At 72.2% G+C, this 22,096-nt stretch carries 21 protein-coding genes and 1 other RNA gene; 15 read left to right on the top strand and 7 right to left on the bottom strand.

Translation table 11 applies throughout. The features are described from left to right. Nucleotides 1–14: 14 nt before the first annotated feature. The 5 genes from gspF to GAK38_RS05540 form a co-directional block, all read right to left on the bottom strand. The gene (gene gspF, locus GAK38_RS05560) at nucleotides 15–1,232 is read right to left on the bottom strand and encodes a type II secretion system inner membrane protein GspF (RefSeq protein ID WP_325342150.1); all 1,218 of its coding nucleotides are present in this window, start codon (nucleotides 1,230–1,232) and stop codon (nucleotides 15–17) included. 345 nt (nucleotides 1,233–1,577) lie between these two features. After that, entirely contained in the window at nucleotides 1,578–2,582 is a 1,005-nt protein-coding gene (locus GAK38_RS05555) for an LLM class flavin-dependent oxidoreductase (protein WP_325342148.1), read from the bottom strand. 47 nt (nucleotides 2,583–2,629) lie between these two features. Continuing rightward, entirely contained in the window at nucleotides 2,630–3,649 is a 1,020-nt protein-coding gene (locus tag GAK38_RS05550) for a lysylphosphatidylglycerol synthase domain-containing protein (RefSeq protein ID WP_325342146.1), read from the bottom strand. 28 nt (nucleotides 3,650–3,677) lie between these two features. Beyond that, nucleotides 3,678–4,844 (bottom strand): cardiolipin synthase ClsB, encoded by a 1,167-nt coding sequence (gene clsB, locus GAK38_RS05545; RefSeq protein ID WP_325342189.1) that lies wholly within the window; start codon nucleotides 4,842–4,844, stop codon nucleotides 3,678–3,680. Nucleotides 4,845–4,915: 71 nt separating this feature from the next. Further along, nucleotides 4,916–5,680 carry an endonuclease/exonuclease/phosphatase family protein gene (locus tag GAK38_RS05540; RefSeq protein ID WP_325342144.1) on the bottom strand — a complete coding sequence of 255 codons (765 nt, stop codon included), beginning with the start codon at nucleotides 5,678–5,680 and terminating at the stop codon, nucleotides 4,916–4,918. 339 nt (nucleotides 5,681–6,019) lie between these two features. On the opposite strand from GAK38_RS05540, the gene GAK38_RS05535 reads away from it, so the two are divergent. The 11 genes from GAK38_RS05535 (at nucleotide 6,020) to rnpB (ending at nucleotide 16,349) form a co-directional block, all read left to right on the top strand. Continuing rightward, nucleotides 6,020–6,514, top strand: coding sequence for a MarR family winged helix-turn-helix transcriptional regulator (locus GAK38_RS05535; protein ID WP_325342142.1), 495 nt, complete (start codon nucleotides 6,020–6,022; stop codon nucleotides 6,512–6,514). Nucleotides 6,515–6,572: 58 nt separating this feature from the next. After that, nucleotides 6,573–8,645 carry an FUSC family protein gene (locus tag GAK38_RS05530; RefSeq protein ID WP_325342140.1) on the top strand — a complete coding sequence of 691 codons (2,073 nt, stop codon included), beginning with the start codon at nucleotides 6,573–6,575 and terminating at the stop codon, nucleotides 8,643–8,645. Further along, nucleotides 8,642–8,845: a DUF1656 domain-containing protein gene (locus GAK38_RS05525; protein ID WP_325342138.1), complete on the top strand. Its 204-nt coding sequence runs from the start codon at nucleotides 8,642–8,644 to the stop codon at nucleotides 8,843–8,845. The genes GAK38_RS05530 and GAK38_RS05525 overlap by 4 nt, the downstream gene beginning before the upstream one ends. Nucleotides 8,846–8,860: 15 nt before the next feature. Continuing rightward, the gene (locus tag GAK38_RS05520; protein WP_325342136.1) at nucleotides 8,861–9,850 is read left to right on the top strand and encodes an HlyD family secretion protein; all 990 of its coding nucleotides are present in this window, start codon (nucleotides 8,861–8,863) and stop codon (nucleotides 9,848–9,850) included. 5 nt (nucleotides 9,851–9,855) lie between these two features. Continuing rightward, nucleotides 9,856–11,313 (top strand): TolC family protein, encoded by a 1,458-nt coding sequence (locus GAK38_RS05515; RefSeq protein WP_325342134.1) that lies wholly within the window; start codon nucleotides 9,856–9,858, stop codon nucleotides 11,311–11,313. A 171-nt stretch (nucleotides 11,314–11,484) separates the two neighbouring features. After that, nucleotides 11,485–12,429 carry an acetaldehyde dehydrogenase (acetylating) gene (locus GAK38_RS05510; RefSeq protein ID WP_325342132.1) on the top strand — a complete coding sequence of 315 codons (945 nt, stop codon included), beginning with the start codon at nucleotides 11,485–11,487 and terminating at the stop codon, nucleotides 12,427–12,429. Nucleotides 12,430–12,433: 4 nt separating this feature from the next. Continuing rightward, on the top strand, nucleotides 12,434–13,462 hold the full coding sequence (gene dmpG / locus GAK38_RS05505) for a 4-hydroxy-2-oxovalerate aldolase (RefSeq protein ID WP_325342130.1): 1,029 nt from the start codon (nucleotides 12,434–12,436) through the stop codon (nucleotides 13,460–13,462). Nucleotides 13,463–13,527: 65 nt separating this feature from the next. Beyond that, a complete protein-coding gene (locus GAK38_RS05500) occupies nucleotides 13,528–14,850 on the top strand; it encodes an MFS transporter (RefSeq protein ID WP_325342128.1) in 1,323 nt (440 codons plus the stop codon). Nucleotides 14,851–14,895: 45 nt separating this feature from the next. Next, a complete protein-coding gene (locus GAK38_RS05495; protein ID WP_325342127.1) occupies nucleotides 14,896–15,675 on the top strand; it encodes an IclR family transcriptional regulator in 780 nt (259 codons plus the stop codon). A 35-nt stretch (nucleotides 15,676–15,710) separates the two neighbouring features. After that, a complete protein-coding gene (locus GAK38_RS05490) occupies nucleotides 15,711–15,878 on the top strand; it encodes a hypothetical protein (protein WP_325342125.1) in 168 nt (55 codons plus the stop codon). Nucleotides 15,879–15,907: 29 nt separating this feature from the next. Beyond that, nucleotides 15,908–16,349: RNase P RNA component class A (gene rnpB / locus GAK38_RS05485), an RNA gene on the top strand. Between the two features lie 77 nt (nucleotides 16,350–16,426). Here the strand turns inward: rnpB and GAK38_RS05480 are convergent. Continuing rightward, a complete protein-coding gene (locus tag GAK38_RS05480) occupies nucleotides 16,427–17,134 on the bottom strand; it encodes an RNA pseudouridine synthase (protein WP_325342123.1) in 708 nt (235 codons plus the stop codon). Between the two features lie 111 nt (nucleotides 17,135–17,245). Here GAK38_RS05480 and azu point away from each other — a divergent pair, with 111 nt between their 5' ends. After that, nucleotides 17,246–17,713, top strand: coding sequence for an azurin (gene azu / locus GAK38_RS05475; protein WP_325342121.1), 468 nt, complete (start codon nucleotides 17,246–17,248; stop codon nucleotides 17,711–17,713). Here azu and GAK38_RS05470 read toward each other — a convergent pair. Next, the gene (locus GAK38_RS05470; RefSeq protein ID WP_325342119.1) at nucleotides 17,706–19,361 is read right to left on the bottom strand and encodes an MBL fold metallo-hydrolase; all 1,656 of its coding nucleotides are present in this window, start codon (nucleotides 19,359–19,361) and stop codon (nucleotides 17,706–17,708) included. The two genes, azu and GAK38_RS05470, sit on opposite strands and share 8 nt — an antisense overlap. Before the next feature lie 104 nt (nucleotides 19,362–19,465). On the opposite strand from GAK38_RS05470, the gene dapF reads away from it, so the two are divergent. Genes dapF through GAK38_RS05455 form a run of 3 tightly spaced genes read left to right on the top strand, consistent with a single transcriptional unit; the run spans nucleotide 19,466 to nucleotide 22,031 of the window. Further along, a complete protein-coding gene (gene dapF, locus GAK38_RS05465) occupies nucleotides 19,466–20,338 on the top strand; it encodes a diaminopimelate epimerase (protein ID WP_325342117.1) in 873 nt (290 codons plus the stop codon). Further along, nucleotides 20,335–21,054 (top strand): DUF484 family protein, encoded by a 720-nt coding sequence (locus GAK38_RS05460; RefSeq protein WP_325342115.1) that lies wholly within the window; start codon nucleotides 20,335–20,337, stop codon nucleotides 21,052–21,054. The genes dapF and GAK38_RS05460 overlap by 4 nt, the downstream gene beginning before the upstream one ends. Continuing rightward, complete coding sequence (locus GAK38_RS05455; RefSeq protein ID WP_325342114.1) at nucleotides 21,054–22,031, top strand: tyrosine-type recombinase/integrase; 978 nt, start codon at nucleotides 21,054–21,056, stop codon at nucleotides 22,029–22,031. Before GAK38_RS05460 ends, GAK38_RS05455 begins: the two co-directional genes overlap by 1 nt. The last annotated feature ends 65 nt before the right edge of the window (nucleotides 22,032–22,096 follow it).

The raw sequence follows: 22,096 nt of genomic DNA, 5'->3' as shown, positions 1-22,096 counted from the left end.
GGGGTGTATACCCATCAGCCTTTCCACTGGTTCAGTTGGATGATTGGCAGCATGACAGCCAGCACGATCAGCATCACGACCACGCCCATGGCCACGATCAGCAGCGGCTCCAGAAGGGTCGCCAGCGCCATGGCGCGGCGCTGCACCTCGGCGCCGATCTGGGTGGCCGCGCGCTGCAGCATGGTCGGCAGCTGGCCGGTCTGCTCGCCCAGCCGCGCGAACATCGCCACCAGGCCCGGGAAGCGCTTCTTCTGCGCCAGCGCCGAGGCCAGCGGCGCGCCTTCGCGCACCAGCACCAGCGCGTCGAGCGCGTCCTCGCGCAGCGCGGCGTTCGACAGCGTGTCGGCCGCGGCCTGCAGGGCGCGCAGGATCGGCACGCCGGCGGCGGCCAGCATCGCCAGGGTGCCGGCGAAGCGCGCCGCGTTGTAGCCGCGTGCGATGCGGCCCACCAGCGGCAGCCGCAGCCAGGCCGCGTCGAAGCGGGCACGGACCGCCGGGCGCTTGTAGGCCAGGCGGGCCGCGACGCCCGCGGCCACGCATCCGAGCAGCACCGCCCAGCCCCAGCTGCGCACGAAGTCGCTCAGCGCCAGCATGGCCACGGTCAGGAAGGGCAGGGCGCGCTTGGTGCTGGCGAACACGCCGGCCACCTGCGGCACCACGTAGCCCACGAGGAACAGCACGATCACGATCGCCACCAGCGTGACGATGGCCGGGTAGAGCGCCGCGCCGATGAGCTTGGACTTCAGCGCCTGGCGCTCCTCCAGGTCGTCGGCCAGCCGCTCCAGGACCAGCCCGAGGTTGCCGCTGTGCTCGCCGGCGCCGATCACGGCCGTGTAGATGGGAGAGAACTCGCGCGGATGCTGGGCCAGCGCCTGGGCGAAGGGCACGCCGCCGTTGACCTCGGCGCGCAGCGCGGCGACCAGGTGGTGCGCTCGCTCGTCCTCGGCCTCCTCGGCCAGCGCGGTGAGCGCGCGCTCCAGCGGCAGGCCCGAGGAGACCAGGCCGGCGAGCTGGCGCGTCCAGATCGCGAGGCCGGTCGCGTCGAACACCCGGCGGCGGAACACGCCGGATGCGCCCGCATCCGCCGCCGCCGGCGCGATCGGCTCGACCGCCAGCGGGATCAGCGACTGCGCCCGCAGCAGGCTGCGCGCGGCGCGGGCCGTGTCGGCGTCGAGGACGCCCTTGCGGGAATGGCCCTCGGCATCGAGGGCGACGAAGGAGTAGGCGGGCATGGCGCGGATGGTAGCGCGCGAGCATCTCAACCACGCAACGACGCGGCGATGTCGAGCGGGCGCAGGCGCAGGGTGAGCCCTGCCGGGCGTGGCGCGCCGCAGCCTCCAGCGCTGGCTGGCCGCATTGGTGCGCGCGGCGCGCATCCAGCGGCAAGGAGCCGGCCCGCCACACGCTACCTGCGCGCCGGGCGCGGGCTCATGTCAAGCAGGCTTTGAGATAGATGCCGGCGTGGATGCGGTTTTCCGCAGCGATTGACATACCCAGCCGGGTTATCTCTCGGAGTGCCCGCCGACCATGCGCAATGGCCCGATACCCCCTGGTTCTGAAGCCGGAAGGCCCGATGGTCAGCGCAGCGCCGCGGCGATGTCCAGCGACCGCAGCCGCAGCGCCGGGCCGTAGATGTCGCAGACGAAGATGAACTCGTCGGCCCGGGTGCGCTCGGCCAGCTCCCGCAGGCCGGCGCGCACCGTCTCCGGCCCGCCGATCACGCCGGCGGCGAGGAAGTCCTCGATGGCCGCGCGCTCCTGCGGATGCAGCCGGTCGGCGAAATGTTCCACCGGCGGCTTGAGCAGGCCGCGCTGGTTGGTCAGGATGCCCAGCACGCGCTGGTAGGTGCTGCTGGCGAGGAACTGGGCCTCTTCATCCGTCGGCGCGGCGATCAGCGGCACGCCGATGGCCACGTGGGGCTCGGCCAGCGTGGCCGAGGGCTGGAAGCGGCTGCGGTACAGCTCCACTGCCTGCAGCAGAGAGCGCGGGGCGAAGTGCGAGGCGAAGGCATAGGGCAGGCCGCGCTCGGCCGCGAGTTGGGCCGAGAACAGGCTGGACCCCAGCAGCCAGATCGGCACCTCGGTGCCCGCGCCCGGCACGGCCTTGATGCGCTGGCCCGGCTGGGCCGGCGCCAGCAGCCGCTGCAGCTCGGCCACGTCGGCCGGAAAGTCGTCCACCGTCTCGGTGCGGTCACGCCGCAGGGCACGCATGGTCGCCGGGTCGGTGCCGGGCGCGCGGCCCAGGCCCAGGTCGATGCGGCCCGGGTGCAGCGTGGCCAGCGTGCCGAAGGCCTCGGCCACCACCAGCGGCGCATGGTTGGGCAGCATGATCCCGCCGGCGCCGACGCGGATGCGCCCCGTGCCCGCGGCGATGTGGCCGATCAGCACCGCCGTGGCCGAGCTGGCGATGCCGTCCATGTTGTGGTGCTCGGCCATCCAGTAGCGCGTAAAGCCCAGCGATTCGACGTGGCGCGCGGTCTGCAGCGCGATATCGATCGCCTGCGCCACGGTGCCGCCTTCGCGCACGGCGACCAGGTCCAGGAACGAGAACGCGGGAAGGGATGCGGGTGGGGTGGAAGGCATAGCGGCCATTGTGCGCGGCATCGGTGCGCCGTGCAGGCGAGCGGGAATCAGCCCTGCGCCGGGTGCGGCGACCGCCGCCAGCGCAGCTCGGCCCAGGCGAATGCGATACCGGCCAGCAGCAGCGGCGCGAAGTAGTAGAGCGCCCGGTAGGCCAGCATGGCGGCCAGCACCTTGTTGCGGCCGGCCACGGGCCCGAGCAGCGCGACGCCCACCGCCTCCAGCACGCCCAGGCCGGCCGGCACGCGCGAGACGAGGCCGGCGACCGCGCCGAACAGGATCACGGCGAGCACGGCTACGAACGGCGCCCGGCCCTGCAGCAGCATCCAGAGCGACGAGGCCATCAGGCACCAGTTGCCCATCGACACCGCGACCTGCAGCAGCGCCATGCGCCAGCCCGGCAGCGGCAGCGTGCGGCCGCGCAGCGCCAGCGGCCGGCCGCCGCGCCGCACGCAGAGCGCGATGTAGGCGAGCGACACCAGTGCGAGCGCGGCGCCGGTCCACCGCAGCGACGCGGCGGGCAGCGTCCAGTCCCCGGTGGCCGGCGGCTGCCAGGTCCACAGCACGGCGCAGGCCAGCAGGAAGTACCCCGCCCAGTTGGTGACGACGCTGGTCACCACGATCTGGCCGATGGTGCCGGGGTTCAGTCCCTTGCGCGCATAGAGCCGGTAGCGCACGCCCACGCCGCCGATCAGCGAGCCCAGGTTCAGCGTGCAGGGGTAGCTGACCAGCGTGATGCCCATGGTGGTGGGCGCCGGCAGGTGGTGGCCGGTGCAGTGCCTGCCGATGAGGTCGAAGCTGGAATAGGCCAGGTGGCTGGCCAGGCCCAGCGCCACGGCCAGCGCCAGCACCGGCGCGGGCAGGGCCTGCATCGACCGGCCGACGCCCGACCAGTCCACCGCCCGGGCCTGGTGCGCGATCAGCCATGCCACGAAGAGCAGGAAGGCCGCCGCCAGCGACCGGGTCACCCACGGCCACCACAGCCGCTCGCGCAGGCCGTGCAGCGTGCTCATCCAGCCGCCGTCATGGCGGCGGCGCTGGTGCAGGCGGGTTGCCGGATGGCTGGCCATGGCGACGTTCCCCGGGGCTGCATGCGCGTCATGCGGCAGGGTGTGCGCTGTCGGCCGCTGCGCTGGCCAGCGCGATGGTCGGGCGGTGGCGCGGCAGCCAGGCGGCCCAGGTCGGGAACCAGCGCATCACATGGAACACCAGGTAGCTGCGCAGCAGCCGCAGGCCGCGCCAGCGCCCGGGCTCGGGCGCCTCCACCTCGCGGCAGCTGTGCCGGATCAGATGGGCGAGCCGCTCGTGCAGGTGGGCGTTGAAGCCGCGGTCGCGGATCACGACGTTGGCTTCCAGGTTCAGCGACAGGCTCAGCGGGTCGAGGTTGCTCGACCCGACGGTGGCCCATTCGCTGTCCACCAGCGCCACCTTGCCGTGCAGCGGCCGCTCGCAGTATTCGTAGATGCGCACGCCGGCGCGGATCAGGTGGTCGTAGAGCATGCCGGCGGCCGTGCGCACGATCGGCATGTCGGGCTTGCCCTGCAGGATCAGCCGCACGTCCACGCCGCGCAGGGCCGCGCGGCGCATCTCGCGGATGAAGCGGTAGCCGGGGAAGAAGTAGGCGTTGGCGATCACCACCCGCTCGCGCGCGGTGCGCAGCGCGAGGCGGTAGTGCCGCTCGATGTCGTTGGTGTGGCGGTGGTTGTCGCGGGTGACGAACAGGGCCTGCGCCGCGCCGGCCGGCGCCGGCTCGGTGCAGGGGCCGCGCGAGGCCATGTCCACCGCCTCGCGGGCGAAGCGGTGCATCTGCGCGACGACCGGGCCGTGCACCTCCACCGCATAGTCCTGCTTGGCCTCGGGGCCGAAGTCGGCCACGTGGTCGGCCGAGTAGTTGATGCCGCCGATGAAGCCGAACTCGCCGTCGATCACCACGATCTTGCGGTGCATGCGGCGCAGCACGTTGAGGCGCTGGCCGAAGAGCCGCCTGCCGGGATCGAAGATGCGCAGCCGCACGCCGGCCTGCACCAGCGCGTCGACGAAGGCCGGGGACAGGTCGGGCGAACCGAAGCCGTCGACCAGCACGTGCACTTCCACGCCCCGGCGGGCGGCTTCGAGCAGTGCGGCATGCAGGGCCCGGCCGATCTTGTCCTCGAACAGGATGAAGGTCTCCAGCAGCACTTCGCGCCTGGCCTGGCGGATGGATTCGAACACGCGGGGGAAGAATTCCTCGCCGTTTTCCAGCAGCTCGAAGCGGTTGCCGCCGATCCAGCCCGGCCGGTGCCGGGCGCGCCGGGACCGCCGCCGGGGCGCTGCGGTGCCGTGGCCGGCGGGAGGCGTCACAACGAGATCTCCGCGGCCAGCGGCGCGTGGTCCGACAGCCTGACCCAGGGCTTGCGCGGCAGCACCACCGGCGCATGCACGGCGGCGTTGCGCACGTAGATGCGGTCCAGCGCCAGCACCGGCAGCGAGGAAGGGAAGGTGCGCGCCGCGCGGCCGAAGGCCCGCACGAAGACCTCCTGCATGCCGGCCTCGTCCTCCAGGATGGCGTGGGCCCGGCCGCGCCAGTCGTTGAAGTCGCCCGACAGCACCACCGGCTCGTCTGCGGGGAAGCTGCGGATCAGTGCGGCGGCGCGGTGCAGCTGCTGCCGGCGGTGGGCCTCCTGCAGGCCCAGGTGCACACAGATCGCATGGATCTTCGCGGCGTGCCCCGGCGGCTCCAGCACGCAGTGCAGCATGCCGCGGCGCTCGGGGCCGGTGATGGAGATGTCGTGGTTTTCGTAGTACGAGATCGGGAACTTCGACAGCAGCGCGTTGCCGTGGTGGCCATTGTCGTAGACCGCGTTGCGGCCGTAGGCGAACTGCGGCCAGATCTGGTCGGCCAGGAATTCGTAGTGCGGCGACTGCGGGAAGTTGGCCAGCCGGCTGGCATGGCGCCTGTGCGTGCCCAGCACTTCCTGGAGGAACACGACGTCGGCGGCGACCTCGCGCACCGCTTCGCGCAGCTCGTGGAGCATGAAGCGGCGGTTGAACGAGGTGAATCCCTTGTGCACGTTCACGGTGAGGACCTTGAAGGCGAAGGACTGGCGGTCGGTGGAACTCATGCGGGGCGGACGGTGGTCAGGACGGGACGGTGCGCAGCGGCACACGCGCCAACGAGTCTGCGGGATTCTGTCGGCCCGGCCGTGGACATGCCTGTAGGACGGGCGGCCGATCCCATGTGGACTTCTGCGGCGGCACGGCGCCGCGCCGCACGCAATTTCAATTAAACGGGGGTATGTGTCTGCAGAGCATGTGCCAAGATGGCTGCCGATGCATAAGGGCAGGGGTATGCCTGCCGCACCGCATGGCGGACGGCCGCGTGCCATGCCCGCGCTGCACGCGCCGCGTGGATGCGGCATAATAGATAGCAAGCTAACTATCTAGTTGTCCAGGCTGCCGCCATGTCTGCACCTCCATCCACCGCACCGTCCGCCCGGCGGCGCCACGAACTCTCGCTGCTGGCGATCAGCGCAGCCATGCCGGTGCTGACCCGCGCCTACCATGCCGCGGCCAACAAGGCCATCGCCCACGTCGGCCTGTCGCAGACCATGGGCTGGCCGCTGGTCATGGTCGGCCGCCATGGCAACGGGCTGCGCCAGGGCGTGCTGGCCGAGTACATCGGTGTCGAGGCGCCGTCGCTGGCGCGCTCGATGGACCAGCTGGTCGAGGGCGGCTTCATCGAGCGGCGCGAGGACGCGGCCGACCGCAGGGCGCGCACGCTGCATCTCACGCCCGCCGGCGAGGCCGCCTGCGCGAAGATCGAGGCGGCGCTGGCGGCGCTGCGCAACGAGCTGTTCGCCGGCGTCTCCCAGGACGACGTGGCCGCCTGCACCCGCGTCTTCACCACCCTGGCCGGCAACCTCGGCTGCCAGCTGCCGCAGGCGCCCGCGGCATGAGCGCGGCCCGGCCGTCCGAAGGCGCTCGCACCGCAGCGCGCAGCGCGGAGGTTATCCAATGAACCTGCGCTGGCCATCCGCGCTGCGCTTCAGCGCGGCCGAGATGCTGTTTTCCGCCAAGGCGTTCGCCGGCGCGGTGCTGGCCATGTACGTGGCCAGCCGCGCCGGCCTGCCGCGGCCGTTCTGGGCGTTGACCACGGCCTACGTGGTGGCGCATCCGCTGGCCGGCGCCGTGCGGTCCAAGGCGCTGTTCCGCTTCTGCGGCACGCTGGTGGGCTGCACGGCCACGCTGCTGCTGGTGCCGCTGTTCGCCAACGCGCCCGAGCTGCTGTCGATGGTGCTGGCGCTTTGGGTGGCCGTGTGCCTGTACGTGTCGCTGCAGGACCGCACGCCGCGCTCCTATGCCTTCATGCTCGCGGGCTACACCGCGGCGCTGATCGGCTTTCCCACGGTGGAGACGCCGGCCACGCTGTTCGATACCGCCGTCTCGCGCGTCGAGGAGATCGGCCTGGGCATCCTCTGCGCCACGCTGGTCCACAGCCTGGTCCTGCCGCAGAGTCTGGCGCCCAGTGTGCTGGGCCTGCTCGACCGGTCGCTACGCGATGCGCGGCAGTGGCTGGCCGACCTGTTCGGCACCGGGCAGTCGCCGGCCCGCGATGCCAAGGTGCTGCAGGCCGACCGCCAGCGCCTGGCGGGCGACCTGACCCAGTTGCGCCTGCTGTCCACCCACGTGCCGTTCGACACCGGCAACCTGCGCTGGACGGTCGGCGCCATCCGCGCGATGCAGGACCAGGTCGCGGCCCTGACGCCCTCGCTGTCGGCCGTGGAAGACCGGCTCCACGCGCTCGCCGCCACCACGGCCGATGGCAAGCTGCCGCCCGACGTGGCGGCTGTGCTGGCACATGCCGAGGCCTGGCTCGCTGCCAAGGACGACAGCGGACTGGCCGCGCTGCGCACGGCCGTGGCCGGCCTGGGCACCGTGGCCGGCACGGACTGGCCGCAGGCGCTGCGGCTGGCGCTGGCGCAGCGCCTCGATGAACTGGTGAGCGGCTGGCACGCCTGCCGCCGCCTGCGCCGCGACATCGACGCGGGCCTGACTTCGGCCAGGCCGCCGCGCCGCGTGGCGGCGCTGGGCGACCGCGAACTGCACCGCGACCGGGGGCTGGCGCTGCTGTCGGCGTTCGCCGCCTTCGTGGTCATCTGCCTCTGCTGCGCCGTCTGGATCCTGACCGGCTGGCCCAGCGGTTCGGTGGCCGCCATGATGGCCGCCATCTTCTGCAGCTTCTTCGCCGCGATGGATGACCCGGTGCCGGCGATCCACGGCTTCCTCAAGTTCACGCTCTGGTCGGTGCCGATCTCGGCGGTCTATGTGCTGGTGCTGATGCCGGCCGTGCACGATTTCGTCTCGCTGGTGCTGGTCTGCGCGCCGACCTTTTTGCTGATCGGCTGCTTCATGGCGCGGCCGGCCAACTTCCTCGGTGCCATGGCGATGCTGTTCGGCGTGGCCGGCACGCTGGCACTGCACGACACCGCCAATGCCGACCTGGTGAGCTTTGCCAACAGCATGCTCGGGCAGATCGGCGGCGTGCTGGCGGCCGGCCGCGTCACGCGGCTGATGCGCTCCATTGGCGCGGACATCGGCGCACGCCGCATCCAGCGCGCCACCTGGCGCGAGCTGGCCGTCCTGGCCGCCGCGCCGCGGCTCGGCGCCGGCGCCGACGGCTATGCGGTGCGCATGCTCGACCGCACCGGCCTGCTGGCGCCGCGCATCGCGCAGGCCGGCGGCTCGGTCGAGGGCGTGCAGGCGGACGACACGCTGCGCGACCTGCGCATGGGCGCCGACATCGTGGCGCTGCAGCGCGCGCGGCCGGCACTGCCGCAGGCCGCCGCCGCCGCCGTGCTCGGCGGCATCGCCGACTTCTTCCGCGCCCGTGCCGAGCGCCGGCCGGCCCGGCCGCCGCCCGCGCTGCGGTCGCGCATCGACCGGCTGCTGGCCGACTTGCTGTCGGTGCCCGCGCCTGCGGTGCAACGCAGCGCCGTGACCGCACTGGTCGGGCTGCGCCGCAACCTCTTCCCCGATGCGCCGCCGGCCTTCGGACCCACCCTGACGTCGGAGGACCCCCCGCCATGATCGGCGAAGCCAGTTTCTACGGCCTGTACCTGCCCTGGCTCATGCTGCTGGCGCTGGCGGCCTGGCCGCTGCTGTGGGCCGTGCGGCGCCTGCTGGTGGCCAGCGGCGCCTACCGCTGGGTCTGGCATCCGGCGCTGTTCGATATCTCGCTGTACGTGCTGCTGCTCTATGCGCTCGTGCGCCTCACCCTGTTGTTCTGAAAGAAAGCCATGCCGATGAAAGCCGCTCCGTTCGCCGCCGACCACCCCCGGCTCGCGTCTGCCGCCCGCGTCGCCGTCACCCTGGCCGTCCTGGCCGCGGCCGTGTTCGCCGGCCTGCGGCTGTGGGACCACTACGAGCTCCAACCCTGGACCCGCGACGGCCGCGTGCGCGCCAACGTCGTGCAGATCGCGCCCGACGTCTCGGGCCTCGTGACCGCCGTGCCGATCCAGGACAACCAGCCGGTGGCCGCCGGCGCGCTGCTGTTCGAAGTGAACCGCGCCCGCTATGCGCTGGCCCAGAGCCAGGCCGAGGCCGCCCTGGCCGCGGCGCAGGCCGCGCTGGGCGCGCAGCGCGCAGCGCTGGCGACGCAGCAGACCACGCTCGGCCAGGCGCAGCGCGAGGACGCCCGCAACGCCGCGCTGGGCGAACTCGTGTCGCGCGAGACGCGCGAGCAGACCCATGCCCGCGCCGAGCAGGCCCGCTCGGGCGTGACGCAGGCGGAGTCGGCCGTGGCCCAGGCCCGCGCCGCCGTCACGCAGGCCGAGGTGGCGCTGGCCAACGCCCGGCTGAACCTGGCCCGCGCCGAAGTGCGCGCCCCCACCGGCGGCCTGGTCACCAACCTGGACCTGCGCCAGGGCGCCTATGCCGCGGCGGGCCATGCGGTGCTGGCGCTGGTCGATACGCAGTCGATCTACGTCGAAGGCTATTTCGAGGAGACCAAGCTGCCGCGCATCCATGTCGGCGACCGGGTGCGCGTGCTGCCGATGGGCGGCGGCGAGATCGGAGGCACCGTGGCCAGCGTGGCCGCCGGCATCGCCGACCGCGACCGCTCCACCAGCGCCAACCTGCTGCCCAGCGTGAACCCGACGTTCAACTGGGTGCGGCTGGCCCAGCGCATTCCGGTGCGGGTGCAGCTCGACGCGCTGCCCGAGGGCGCGCGCCTCGTGGCCGGCCAGACGGTGACGGTGCAGGTGGTCGAGCGCGGCTCGGCCACGAAGGGATGAGCACCATGCAGTCTGCGGCAAGGACCCTTGCGCAGCGGCTGGCGGCCGTGGCCGCCGCCGCGCTGCTGGCCGCCTGCGGCACGGCGCCGGTCGGACCGGACTATGCCGTGCCCGCCGATGCCGCCATCCACCGGCCCGGCGCGGCCCGGCCGTTCGCCCAGGCCCAGGCCGGTCTCTACGCCGCCGCGCCGCTGCCCGACCGCTGGTGGCGCCTGTACGACGACGCGCGGCTCGACGGCCTCGTCACCCGGGCGCTGGAGCGCAACACCGACCTGCGCCAGGCCGTGGCCAACCTTGAACGCGTGCGCGCCGTCGAGGAGGAAGCCGCCGGTGCGCGGCGCCCCCAGGCCACCGTCAGCGGCGGTCCGTCGTATGGCCACGTCTCGGGCCTGTCGCTGCTGCAGCCGGGTTACGAACCGCCCAACGCGTTCCATTACAGCGCCAGTGCCGGCGTCTCGTACCAGCTCGACCTGTTCGGTCAGCTGCGCCGCGCGTCCGAAGCCGCCGCGGCCGGTACCGAAGCCGCGCAGGCTGCGCTCGACCTGGCCCGCGTCACCGTCGCGGCCGGCACCGCGCGTGCTTATGCCGACGTCTGCTCGGCGGGCCTGAAGCTGCAGAGTGCGCGCCGCTCGCTGGAGATCCAGCGCGAGGCCCTCGGCGTAACCGAGCGCCTGCAGCAGGCCGGCCGCGCCGGCGTGATCGACACCTCGCGCGCCGAGGCGCAGCTGCGGCAGCTCGGCGCCGCGCTGCCGCCGCTGGAGGCCGAGCGCCAGGCCGCGCTCTACCGGCTCGCAACGCTGACCGGCGCGCTGCCGCAGGACGTGCCGGCCGACGTGGCAGGCTGCAGCACGCCGCCGCGCGTGGCGGCCACCATCCCCGTGGGCGACGGCGCAGCACTGCTGCGCCGCCGGCCCGACGTGCGCCAGGCCGAACGCAGCCTGGCCGAAGCCACGGCCCGCATCGGCGTGGCGACGGCCGATCTCTATCCGAAGGTGCAGCTCGGCCTGTCGACCGGCTCGGTCGGCCCGGCCACCGGCTTCGGCCGCGGCGACACCTTCAGCTGGAGCCTGGGGCCGTTGATCTCGTGGACCATCCCGAACACCGGCGTCGCCCAGGCCCGCATCGCGCAGGCGGAGGCCGGCACGCGCGCGGCGCTGGCGAAGTTCGACGGCACGGTGCTCACGGCGCTGCGCGAAACGGAAACGGCGCTGTCGGCCTACGCCCGCGAGCTGGACCGCCATGCCGAGCTGCAGGCCGCGCGCGACGCCAGCGCGACCGTGGCCGGGCAGGCCCGCGCGCTCTACCGCAACGGCCGCACCGGCTACCTCGACGCGCTCGATGCCGAGCGCGGCCTGGCCGCCAGCGAAGCGGCGCTGGCCGCCTCCGATGCCCAGCTCGCAGCCGACCAGATCGCGCTGTTCCTCGCGCTCGGCGGCGGCTGGGAGGCCGCAGGACCGCAATAGGCCGCGCCTCGGCCCGCGGAGCCCGCCCCGTGGCGAGTTTTCTTTGGAATTATCAATATATGAGTAAATCATTCATATGTTGATAATTCTGAAAATCCTGCCTAGACTTCGACCCCCAGGCGTGTGGCGGTCCGGCCCACGCCCATGCGCACGGCGCGACGGAGTTCACCCATGGCAGAGACAACCACCACCAAGACCAAAGCGGCCATCATCGGCTCGGGCAACATCGGCACCGACCTGTTGATCAAGATCCTGCGCCACGGCCGGCGCATCGAGGCGGGAGCGCTGGTCGGCATCGACCCGGCCTCCGACGGGCTGGCGCGGGCCGCGCGGCTGGGCGTGCCCACCACCGCCGGCGGCATCGAGGGGCTGCTGGCCCTCGACGGCTTCGGGGACATCGGCATCGTGTTCGACGCCACCTCGGCCGGCGCCCACGCGAAGCACAACGCGCTGCTGCAGCCGCACGGCATCAAGGTGATCGACCTCACGCCGGCGGCCATCGGCCCCTACGTGATCCCGGCGATCAACCTCAACGCCAAACTCGACGCGCCCAACATCAACATGGTCACTTGCGGCGGCCAGGCCACGATCCCGATCGTGGCGGCCGTTTCGCGCGTGGCGCAGGTGCACTACGGCGAGATCGTGGCTTCGATTTCCAGCAAGTCCGCCGGCCCCGGCACGCGCGCCAACATCGACGAGTTCACCGAGACGACGTCCAAGGCCATCGAGAAGCTCGGCGGCGCGCGGCGCGGCAAGGCGATCATCATCCTCAATCCGGCGGAGCCGCCGCTCATCATGCGCGACACGGTGTTCGTGCTGTCCGAGGAGGCCGACGAGGCGGCGGTGGAGCGTTCCATCCACGAGATGGTCGCCACCGTGCAGGGCTACGTGCCGGGCTACCGGCTCAAGCAGAAGGTGCAGTTCGAGCACATCCCGGCCTCCGCGCCGGTCAACGTGCCGGGCCTGGGCCGCCTCTCTGGCCTCAAGACCTCGGTGTTCCTCGAAGTCGAGGGCGCCGCGCACTACCTGCCGGCCTATGCCGGCAACCTCGACATCATGACCTCGGCCGCGCTGGCCTGCGCCGAGCGCATCGCAGCGGCCCACACCGGAGCCTGACGCCATGACGAGCAAGAAAATCTACATCTCCGACGTGACGCTGCGCGACGGCAGCCACGCGATCCGCCACCAGTACTCGGTCGAACAGGTCCGCCGCATCGCGCAGGCGCTCGACGAGGCCCGGGTCGATTCGATCGAGGTCGCGCACGGCGACGGCCTGCAGGGCAGCAGCTTCAACTACGGCTTCGGCGCGCACACCGACCTCGAATGGATCGAGGCCGTGGCCAGCGTGGTGAAGCACGCGCAGATCGCCACGCTGCTGCTGCCGGGCATCGGCACCGTGCACGACCTCAGGGCTGCCTACGACGCCGGCGCGCGCATCGTGCGCGTGGCCACGCACTGCACCGAGGCCGACGTCTCGCGCCAGCACATCGAATACGCGCGCAAGCTCGGCATGGACACCGTGGGCTTCCTCATGATGAGCCACCTGACCACGCCGCAGAACCTCGCCGTGGAAGCCAGGAAGATGGAAAGCTATGGCGCCACCACGATCTACGTCGTCGACTCCGGAGGCGCCCTGGGCATGCAGGACGTGCGCGAGCGCTTTCGCGCGCTCAAGGACGTGCTCGACCCGGCGACGCAGACAGGCATGCACGCCCACCACAACCTCAGCCTGGGCGTGGCCAACTCCATCGTCGCGGTGGAGGAGGGCTGCGACCGCGTGGACGCCAGCCTCGCCGGCATGGGCGCGGGCGCGGGCAACGCGCCGCTGGAGGTCTTCATCGCCGCGGCCGAGCGGCTGGGCTGGAACCACGGCACCGACCTCTACAAGCTCATGGACGCCGCCGACGACATCGTGCGCCCGCTGCAGGACCGGCCGGTGCGGGTGGACCGCGAGACGCTCGCGCTGGGCTATGCGGGCGTCTACAGCAGCTTCCTGCGCCATGCGGAGGCCGCCTCGCGCCGCTACGGCATCAAGACGGTCGACATCCTCGTCGAACTGGGCCGGCGCAAGATGGTGGGTGGCCAGGAGGACATGATCGTCGACGTGGCGCTCGATCTTCTCCAGTCCCGGTCGCCCGCGCGCGCCTGACAGCGGCGCCGGCCCGCCGGGCCGACGCCATGCCCCTCAAGCATCACCACCAAGAAAAAGACGTCATGGCAGCCATCGCATCCGCCGCCGCCGCAGCCGGCCACCAACTCATCAGCGATGCAGACCGGCGCCGCGCCCTCTGGGGCAGCGCCATCGGCAGCACCATCGAGTGGTACGACTACTTCCTCTACGGAACCATGTCGGCCATCGTCTTCGGTCGGCTCTTCTTCCCGTCCGCCGACCCGGTCACCAGCCAGTTGCTGGCGCTGGCCTCGTTCGCGCTGGCCTTTCTGATCCGGCCGATCGGCGGCATCGTCTTCTCACACATAGGCGACCGTGTGGGCCGCAAGAAGACCCTGGTGATCACGCTGTCGATCATGGGTCTGTCGACCGTGCTCATCGGCCTGACGCCGACTTACGAAACGATCGGCGCATGGGCACCCATCCTGCTCACCGTGTTGCGCCTGCTGCAGGGGCTGGCGCTGGGCGGCGAATGGGGTGGTGGCGTGCTGCTCGCGGTCGAGTATTCGCCGCCGCAGCGCCGCGGCTTCTACGGCGCGGTGCCGCAGACGGGCGCGCTGTTCGGCCTGGCGCTGGGCAACCTGGCGACTTCGGGTCTCAGCATCTTTTTCTCCGAGGAAGCCTTCCTCTCCTACGGCTGGCGCATTCCGTTCGTGCTGTCGATCGTGCTGGTTCTCATCGGCATGTGGATCCGCAACCGTGTGGACGAGACCCCGTCGTTCCGGCGCATCGCGCGCACCGGCACTTCCAGGAAGGTGCCGCTGCTCGAAACGCTCACCAGGCATCGCCGCGCCGTGCTCATCGTGATCGGTGCCAAGTTCGTCGAGACGTCCACCTTCTTCCTGTTCGCCACCTTCACCATCTCCTATCTGGTAGGACTGGGCTACAAGCGGGTCGATGTGCTCAACGTGGTGCTTCTGGCGGCGTTGCTGGCCGTGCCGGTGATGCTGTTCTTTGGCGCGCTGTCCGACCGCATCGGCCGGCGCAAGGTGTTCGCCTGGGGCACCGTGGCGATGGCGGTCTACATACTCCCGTACTTCTGGCTGCTCAACCAGGGGTCGCTCGCGCTGGCCACCGTGGCTGCGGTGGTCGGCTTCTCGATCGTGTGGGCCACCTACGGTTCGGTGCTCGGCACCTTCTTCGCCGAAAGCTTTCCGGCGGACGTGCGCTACACCGGTGTGTCGCTCGGCTACCAGGTGGGGGCTGCGCTGGTCGGCGGGCCGCTGCCGCTGATCGCGACCGCGCTGCTCACCCGCTATCATGGCAGCTACCTGCCGGTGGGCCTGTTCATCATCGGCTGCAGCCTCGTCTCCCTGATCGCCATTGCCTTCACGCAGGATCGCACCGGCCAGAGCCTCGACGCCTGAAGCGCGGCGGGCCTCCCGGCCGGGCGGCCCGACAGCCCGCCACCCATGCCGCAGCCGTCCTCCGACACGCCCGCCCGCCAGATTGCCAGCCAGACCCTCTTTCGCGGCCTCGACGTCGTGAGCGCCGTGGCCGAGGGCTGCCGCACGGTGCGCGAGATCTCCGAGCGCACGGGCGTCACCTTCAGCACCACGCACCGGCTCGCCTCGGCACTGGTGCAGATCCGCTACCTGCAGTTCGAGCCGCGCAAGGGCTACCGGCTGGGCAGCCGGCTCATGGAGCTGGGCTTCCTGGCCTACCGCGAATCGGCGGTGACGACCGTCGCCCGCGCAGACCTGCAAGCGCTGGCGGCCCGCACGCTCGACACCGTCCATCTCGCCGTGCTCGACGGCGACGCCGTCGTCTATCTCGACAAGATCGGCGGGCAGCGGCCGATCGAGGTCAGCACCCGCATCGGCGGGCGCAAGCCGGTGTGCTCCACCAGCGTGGGCAAGGCGCTGATCCTCGACGAAGGCGCCCCCGCGTGGCGTGCGCGCTACGAGGCCGAGCGCGCGAGCCTGGGCCGCGCATCTTCCATCGCGCTGGATCCGTGGCTCGCCGATATGGCCGTCTACGCGCGCGAGGGCTATGCGCTCGACCTGGCCGAGAACATCCCCGGCATCCTCTGCGTGGGCGCGCCGGTGCGCGACGCCAGCGGAACCGTCGTCGCCGCGATCAGCGTCACCAGCACCGATGCCTATTCGGACGAGGCGCGCCTGCGCGAACTCGCCCCCGCGGTGCGCGCCGCGGCCCGGGACATCAGCAGCCGGCTGGGCGCCGCCGGCTGAGGCGCCTCGTCCTTGACCGCCCCGCCGATCCCGCCATGACCCTGTTCGAAGGCACCATGCTCATCCTCGCCGGCAGCACCATGCTGCTGCTGGTCGGCTTCACCGCCCGCGAATACGCCTGGGGCCCTGCGCTGATGATGCTCGGCATCCTCGGCGCGCTCGGCATCATCGCCTACAACATCTTCTCGATGACGGCCCGGTAGAGGCCGCAGCCGGCGATAATCCCACCCGTGAAGCACGCCAGACCGCCGCTGGTGCATCAGCCGAAAGGCCGCACTGGAGGAACGTCCGGACTGCACAGGACAGCGTAGCAGCTAACGGCTGCCCACCGCGAGGTGAGGATCAGAGCAACAGAGACGAGTCCGCGCGGACCATGCCCCCTCGGGTGTTCTATGAGCCGCCGGCGCAAGCTGGCGACGGGATGGCGCAAGCCATCCGGTTCCCGGCGCGAGCCGGGCAGCGCATAGCCACCCGTATGGCAGGCCGGCCCGCACGGGGTGAAACGGGCAATCTCTACGCGCAGCAACACCAAGTAGGCCGGTTGTGAGGTGGTTCCGCTGAGCCGGCGGGTAGGTGGCATCGAGCCGGGCGGGCGACCCCCGGCCCAGAGTAATGGCGGTCACGCCGCGGGCAACCGCGGTGCACAGAATCCGGCTTATCGGTGGGCTTCACACTTTATTTGCGGGGGGTATGACCTCGGAGCGCTTGTCATTCAAGCGCACTGGAATATATCCCCGGGGGGTATACGAACTCAGAACCGTTCGTGCGCGGCGAGGAAGCGCCAGCGCCCCGGCTCCAGCCCCGCCAGCGGGATGCGGCCGATGCGGATGCGGCGCAGCGCCAGCAGCTGCAATCCGGCATCGCGGAACCAGCGTTCGGCGCGCAGGCCGCCGGACCAGCCCTTGACCGCCAGCCGCAGGCCCGACACGTCGTCGCCGTGCGAACTCACGCTCGCCTTGCAGGCCGTGCAGCCCAGCGACCGCGCGCCCATCGCCAGGTCGCGCAGGGCGGCGTCCGATGGCCGGCCGCGCACCTCGGCGTTGAACTCATGCTCGACGAGGGCCGCTTCCTCCACCAGCCGGCGGCCGATGCGGTGGTCCTGCGTGAAGACGACCAGCCCGCTGGCCGCGCGCTCCAGCGGCGCGACGCATTCCTGCCCGGCCAGCTGGCGGCGCAGCACGCGCTGCGGCCCGCCCTGCGGCCCATCGGCCGGCAGCGCGATCGGGTCGCCCGCGCGGTGGTTCCACAGCAGCGTGGCGGGCGGGATCGGCTGCGGCCGGGCGCCGGGCGCCACGGTCACGGCCTGGCCGGAGCGCACGCGCGCGGGCGGCTCCTCGACCACGCGGCCGTCCACCTGCACCCAGCCGCCCTCGATGTACAGCTCGGCCTCGCGGCGCGAGCAGCAAAGCAGTTCGGCCACGCGCTTGGCGAGGCGGATGGCGGTGTCGTCGTCGGTCATGGGCCGCCGAGTGTAGGGCCGGCGAAGACTTGACCCAGGTCATGGCGCGAACCGGGGGTGCGCCATGCAATGGATGCACGCCAACCGGCGCATTCCAAGGACACCGACACCATGCCTCTTCCGACCGCCATCTCCCTGCGCACCCTTGTCACCGCCTCGCTGCTGGCCTTGGCCGCCGGCCCGCTGTTCGCCGCCACCTGCGAAGCCGTGGTCGAGGCCAACGACGCCATGCAGTTCAACACCAAGGACATTGCGGTGGACAAGAGCTGCAAGCAGTTCAAGCTCACCCTCAGGCACACCGGCAAGCTGCCCAAGACGGCGATGGGCCACAACGTCCTGATCGCCAAGGCGGCCGACCTGCAGGCCGTGGCCAACGACGGCATCGCCGCCGGCGCCGCGCAGGACTACGTCAAGGCCGGCGACGCCCGCGTCGTGGCCCACACCAAGCTGGTCGGCGGCGGCGAGTCCGACAGCGTCCCGGTGCCGGTGGCCAAGCTGGCGCCGAAGGAGAGCTATGCCTTCTTCTGCTCGTTCCCCGGCCACTCGGCCCTGATGAAGGGCACCGTGACCCTCAAGTGACGGCGCCGGCGCGGATGCGCTGCACGTGTGCCAGCAGCGAGCGTGCGGCCACCGGCCACATGCGCGAGGGCACATCGGCATAGGCATGGGCGACCCAGTCGTCCACCGTGCCGTCGGGCAGCGCCTCCAGGGCCGCGGCGATCTTCGCCTCGCGCTGCAGGCGGTGGGCCTTGAGCGCGGCGATGGCCTGCGGCGCCGGGCCCAGCACGTAGCCGTGGGCCGGCAGGATGAACTCCACGCCGTGCCGCGCGCAGGCGGCGGCCAGCAGGTCGAGTGAAGCCAGGTAGGCCGTCATGTCGCCGTCCGGCGGGTCGATGACGGTGGTGCTGCCGTTCAAGATGTGGTCGCCGCTGAACAGCAGGCCGTCCTCCAGCAGCAGCAGGCACACGTGGTTGGCCGCATGGCCCGGCGTGTGCAGCGCCTCCAGCGTGTGGGTGAGGCCGCCGCCTTCGAGCACGATGCGCTCGCCGTGCGCGAGCGCCCGGTCGGGCCGGAAGAAGCTCGCCGGCCGGGCCGTGTCGGCCGAGGGCAGGCCCAGCACCGGCGGGCGTGGGCGGCCCGCACTTTCCACCAGCGCGGCCAGCGGCGCGGCGCCGGGCGAATGGTCGGCGTGCGAATGGGTGCAGACGATCCAGCGGATGTCGCCGCCGGCCGCGTCGTGCAGACGCCGCAGGTGCACCTCGTCCAGCGGGCCGGGATCGATCGCCAGGTAGCCCGAGGCCGCGTCGCCCACGAGGTAGCTGTTGGTGCCCGGGCCGGTCATCACGCCAGGGTTGCCCACGGTGAGGCGCTGCACGTTCTTCAGCAGCGGCACGGGACGCTCGTGCTGCCAGTCCAGCGGATGCAGCACCTGGCCGTCGGGCGTGGCGAGCACCAGTTCGCCGTAGGGCGGCTCGTGCTCCATGTAGCGGGCTTCCTTGCCGCCGAGCAGGCCGGCGCGCGGCGTGCTGGTCCACAGCGGCCGGCCGCCGGCGCAGGCCGCGATCACGGCATCGACCGCCGCATGCGCCTGCAGCCAGCGCAGCGTGCGCACCGTCGGGAAGATCATCTCGAAGCCGCCGGCCGCATGCCGGGCCAGCGCATCGGCCGGGCGCACCCAGACCGGCTCGAACTGCTCGGACCCGTCGGCCACCGGCACCTGTCCCTCGGGCATGCGGGCGACGAGGAAGGGCACGTCGAAGCGCTGCGGCCGGTCAAGCCCGGTGAGCCAGCGCGCCAGCACGAACACCGCGTCGGCCGCCAGCCGCCAGCCGCGTCCGGCAATCTGCGGCGCCAGCGGCGCGGTGCGGTCGAGGCCGGCGAACCGTTCGCCATCGACAAAGCGGCCGTCGGCGTCGCGCGCCAGCAGCACGCCCAGTTCCTCGAAGCTCTCGCGGATGGCGGCGATGGCCTGGGTGCGCTGCTGCGCGTCCTGGTCTTCGCGATGGTCGGCCAGCGCGTGGGTGGCCGGGTCGGCATCGCTCGCATCGATGCCGCCGCCGGGGAAGACATAGGCGCTGGGTGCGAAGCTCGCCCGGTGCGAGCGCCGGGTCATCAGCACCTCCACCCCGGCGCCGCCGGGCATGTCGCGCAGCAGCACCACGGTGGCGGCGGCGCGTGCCGGGGCGGGGGAGTGGGGCGGCAGGAGTTGCTGGCTGGGGCGCGGCATGGCTCGACAACTTGAAACGCGTTGCGACGATTATCTGCAGTGCCGCCGCGGTCTGCACGCCGCGCACGCGACGCCGAGGGCAGGCGGACGGGATAATGCGCGCCATGCTCATCCCATTCACCAAGATGCAGGGCGCCGGCAACGATTTCGTCGTGCTCGACGAGACGCGCGGCCGCCTGCCTCTGACGCCGGCGCACTACCGGCGGCTGGCGGACCGGCACTTCGGCGTCGGCGCCGACCAGGTCCTGAGCGTGCGGCCCGCGCCGGCTCCGGGCGTCGATTTCGAATACGTGATCCACAACGCCGACGGCGGCGAGGTGGAGCAGTGCGGCAACGGCGCGCGCTGCTTCGTGCGCTTCGTCTGCGAGCAGGGCCTGTCGGACAAGCGGCGCTTGCGTGTGCAGACGCTCTCGGGCGTGATGGAGCCGCGGCTGACCGACGACGGCCGCGTCACCGTGGACATGGGCGCGCCGGTGTTCGACCTGCCGCGCGTGCCGTTCGAGCCGGCCGGCCTCGCGCCCGAGCCGGCCGGCCCGCAGGGCGACTGGCAGCGCTGGCCGCTGCCGCTGGGCGCGGCCACCGTGCCGGTCGTGGTGCTGTCGATGGGCAACCCGCATGCGGTGCAGATCGTGGGCGACGTCGATGCCGCGCTGGTGGCCGAGCTCGGCCCGCGCATCGAGCGCCACCCGGCCTTTCCGAAGCGGGTCAACGCCGGCTTCCTGCAGATCGTGGACCGCCGCACCGTCAGGCTGCGCGTGTACGAACGCGGCGCCGGCGAGACGCTGGCCTGCGGCACCGGCGCCTGCGCCGCGGTCGCCGCCGGCATCCGCCTCGGCCTGCTCGACGCCACGGTCGACGTGCACACGCGCGGCGGCCTGCTCGCCATTTCCTGGGCCGGTGGCGATGCGCGGGTCTCCATGACCGGCCCCGCCGTCACCGTGTTCCACGGCCAGATCGAACTCCCCGACACGCTATGACCCAGCAGCACAACAACGACGACACGCCGAGCCACATCCCGCCGATCACCGAGGACGACATCGCCGCCTACCTGAGCAGCAACGCCGGCTTCTTCGAGCGCCATGCCGAGGTGCTGCACAGCGTGCAGATCGCCAGCCCCCACGGCAACCGCGCGGTGAGCCTGCAGGAACGCCAGGCCGAGATGCTGCGCGAGAAGATCAAGACGCTGGAGCAGCGCATCATCGAGATGGTGCGCCACGGCAGCGAGAACGCCGCCATCGCCGACAAGGTGCAGCAGTGGAGCGCCGCGCTGCTGCGCGAGCGCGAGCCGCAGGCGCTGCCGGTGCGCATCGTCGAGGACATCCGCACGCGCTTCGACGTGCCGCAGGCCGCCCTCCGCGTGTGGGACGTGGCCGAGCGCTGGCGCGAGTACGACTTCGCCCAGGGTGCGAGCGAGGACGTGAAGGTCTTCGCCGCCTCGCTGGCCACGCCGTTCGTCGGCGCCAACCTCGGCTTCGAGCCGCTGCAGTGGCTGGCCGACGGCGCGGCCGCGCGCTCGGTGGCGCTGCTGCCGCTGCGCGACAGTTCCCGGGACGACCCGGCGGGCGCCGGCCCGGCCTTCGGCCTGCTGGTGCTCGGCTCGCCCGACCCGCAGCGCTTCGACGCCGGCCTCGGCACCGACTTCCTCGAACGCATGGCCGCGCTCGCGAGCGCGGCCCTCCAGCGTTTGCGCTGATGGGCGAAGACCGGGGAGTATCACCCGCCAGCGCGCGTGTGCTGCCCGCGCTGGCGGAGAAGTACCTGGAGTATGTGCGCGTCGAAAAGCGCCTGGCCGAGCGCACCGTCGCGCTCTATGCCGACGACCTGCGCCGCCTCGCCGACGTGGCCGAAGCCGCCGGCCTGCCGCTGGAGCGGCTGCACACCGCCCACGTGCGCCGCGCCGTCGCGCAGATGCATGCGGCCGGCCGCAGCCCGCGCGGCATCGCGCTGATCCTCTCGGGCTGGCGCGGCTTCTATGCCTGGCTCGGCCGCACCGGCGTGGTGGCCGCCAACCCGGTGCAGAGCGTGCGCGCGCCCAAGGCGCCCAAGCCGCTGCCCAAGGCGCTGGCGGTGGACGCGGCCGTTGGCCTGGCCGACTTCCGCGACGCCGAGGACGACCCGTGGCTCGAAGCGCGCGACGCGGCGATGGTCGAGCTGCTCTACGGCTGCGGCCTGCGCGTGGGCGAGATCGTCTCGCTCGACGTGGCCGCGAGCGCCGAGGCGCAGCGCGACGGCCGGGGCTGGATCGACCTGGCAGCCGGCGAGGCCCATGTGTTCGGTAAGGGCAGCAAGCGCCGCGCGGTGCCGGTGGGCGCGCCGGCGCTGGCTGCGCTGCGGCACTGGCTGCTGCGCCGGGCCGAATCCGGCGGGCCGGACCTGGCCGCGCAGCCGGCGCTCTTCGTCGGCCGCCACGGCACGCGGCTCACCGCGCAGTCGGTCTGGCAGCGGCTGCGCAGCCGCGGCGCGCGCGCCGGGCTCGCCGTGCCGGTGCATCCGCACATGCTGCGCCATTCGTTCGCGAGCCACCTGCTCCAGTCCAGCGGCGACCTGCGCGCGGTGCAGGAGCTGCTGGGCCATGCCAACATCACCACGACCCAGGTCTACACGCGGCTCGACTACCAGCACCTGGCCACGATCTACGACGCCGCCCATCCACGGGCCCGCAGGAAGTAGCCGCAGGCTGACGGCCACCTTGCGATGGCGCAAGCGGCTGGGGATTTCCCGGAGCGGCACCGGGC

The organism is Xylophilus sp. (genome assembly GCA_009914555.1).
In the GTDB taxonomy this organism is placed as follows: domain Bacteria; phylum Pseudomonadota; class Gammaproteobacteria; order Burkholderiales; family Burkholderiaceae_C; genus WNDY01.
The sequence above is the reverse complement of the archived record's forward strand: the minus strand, read 5'-3'. Positions and strand labels throughout refer to the sequence as shown.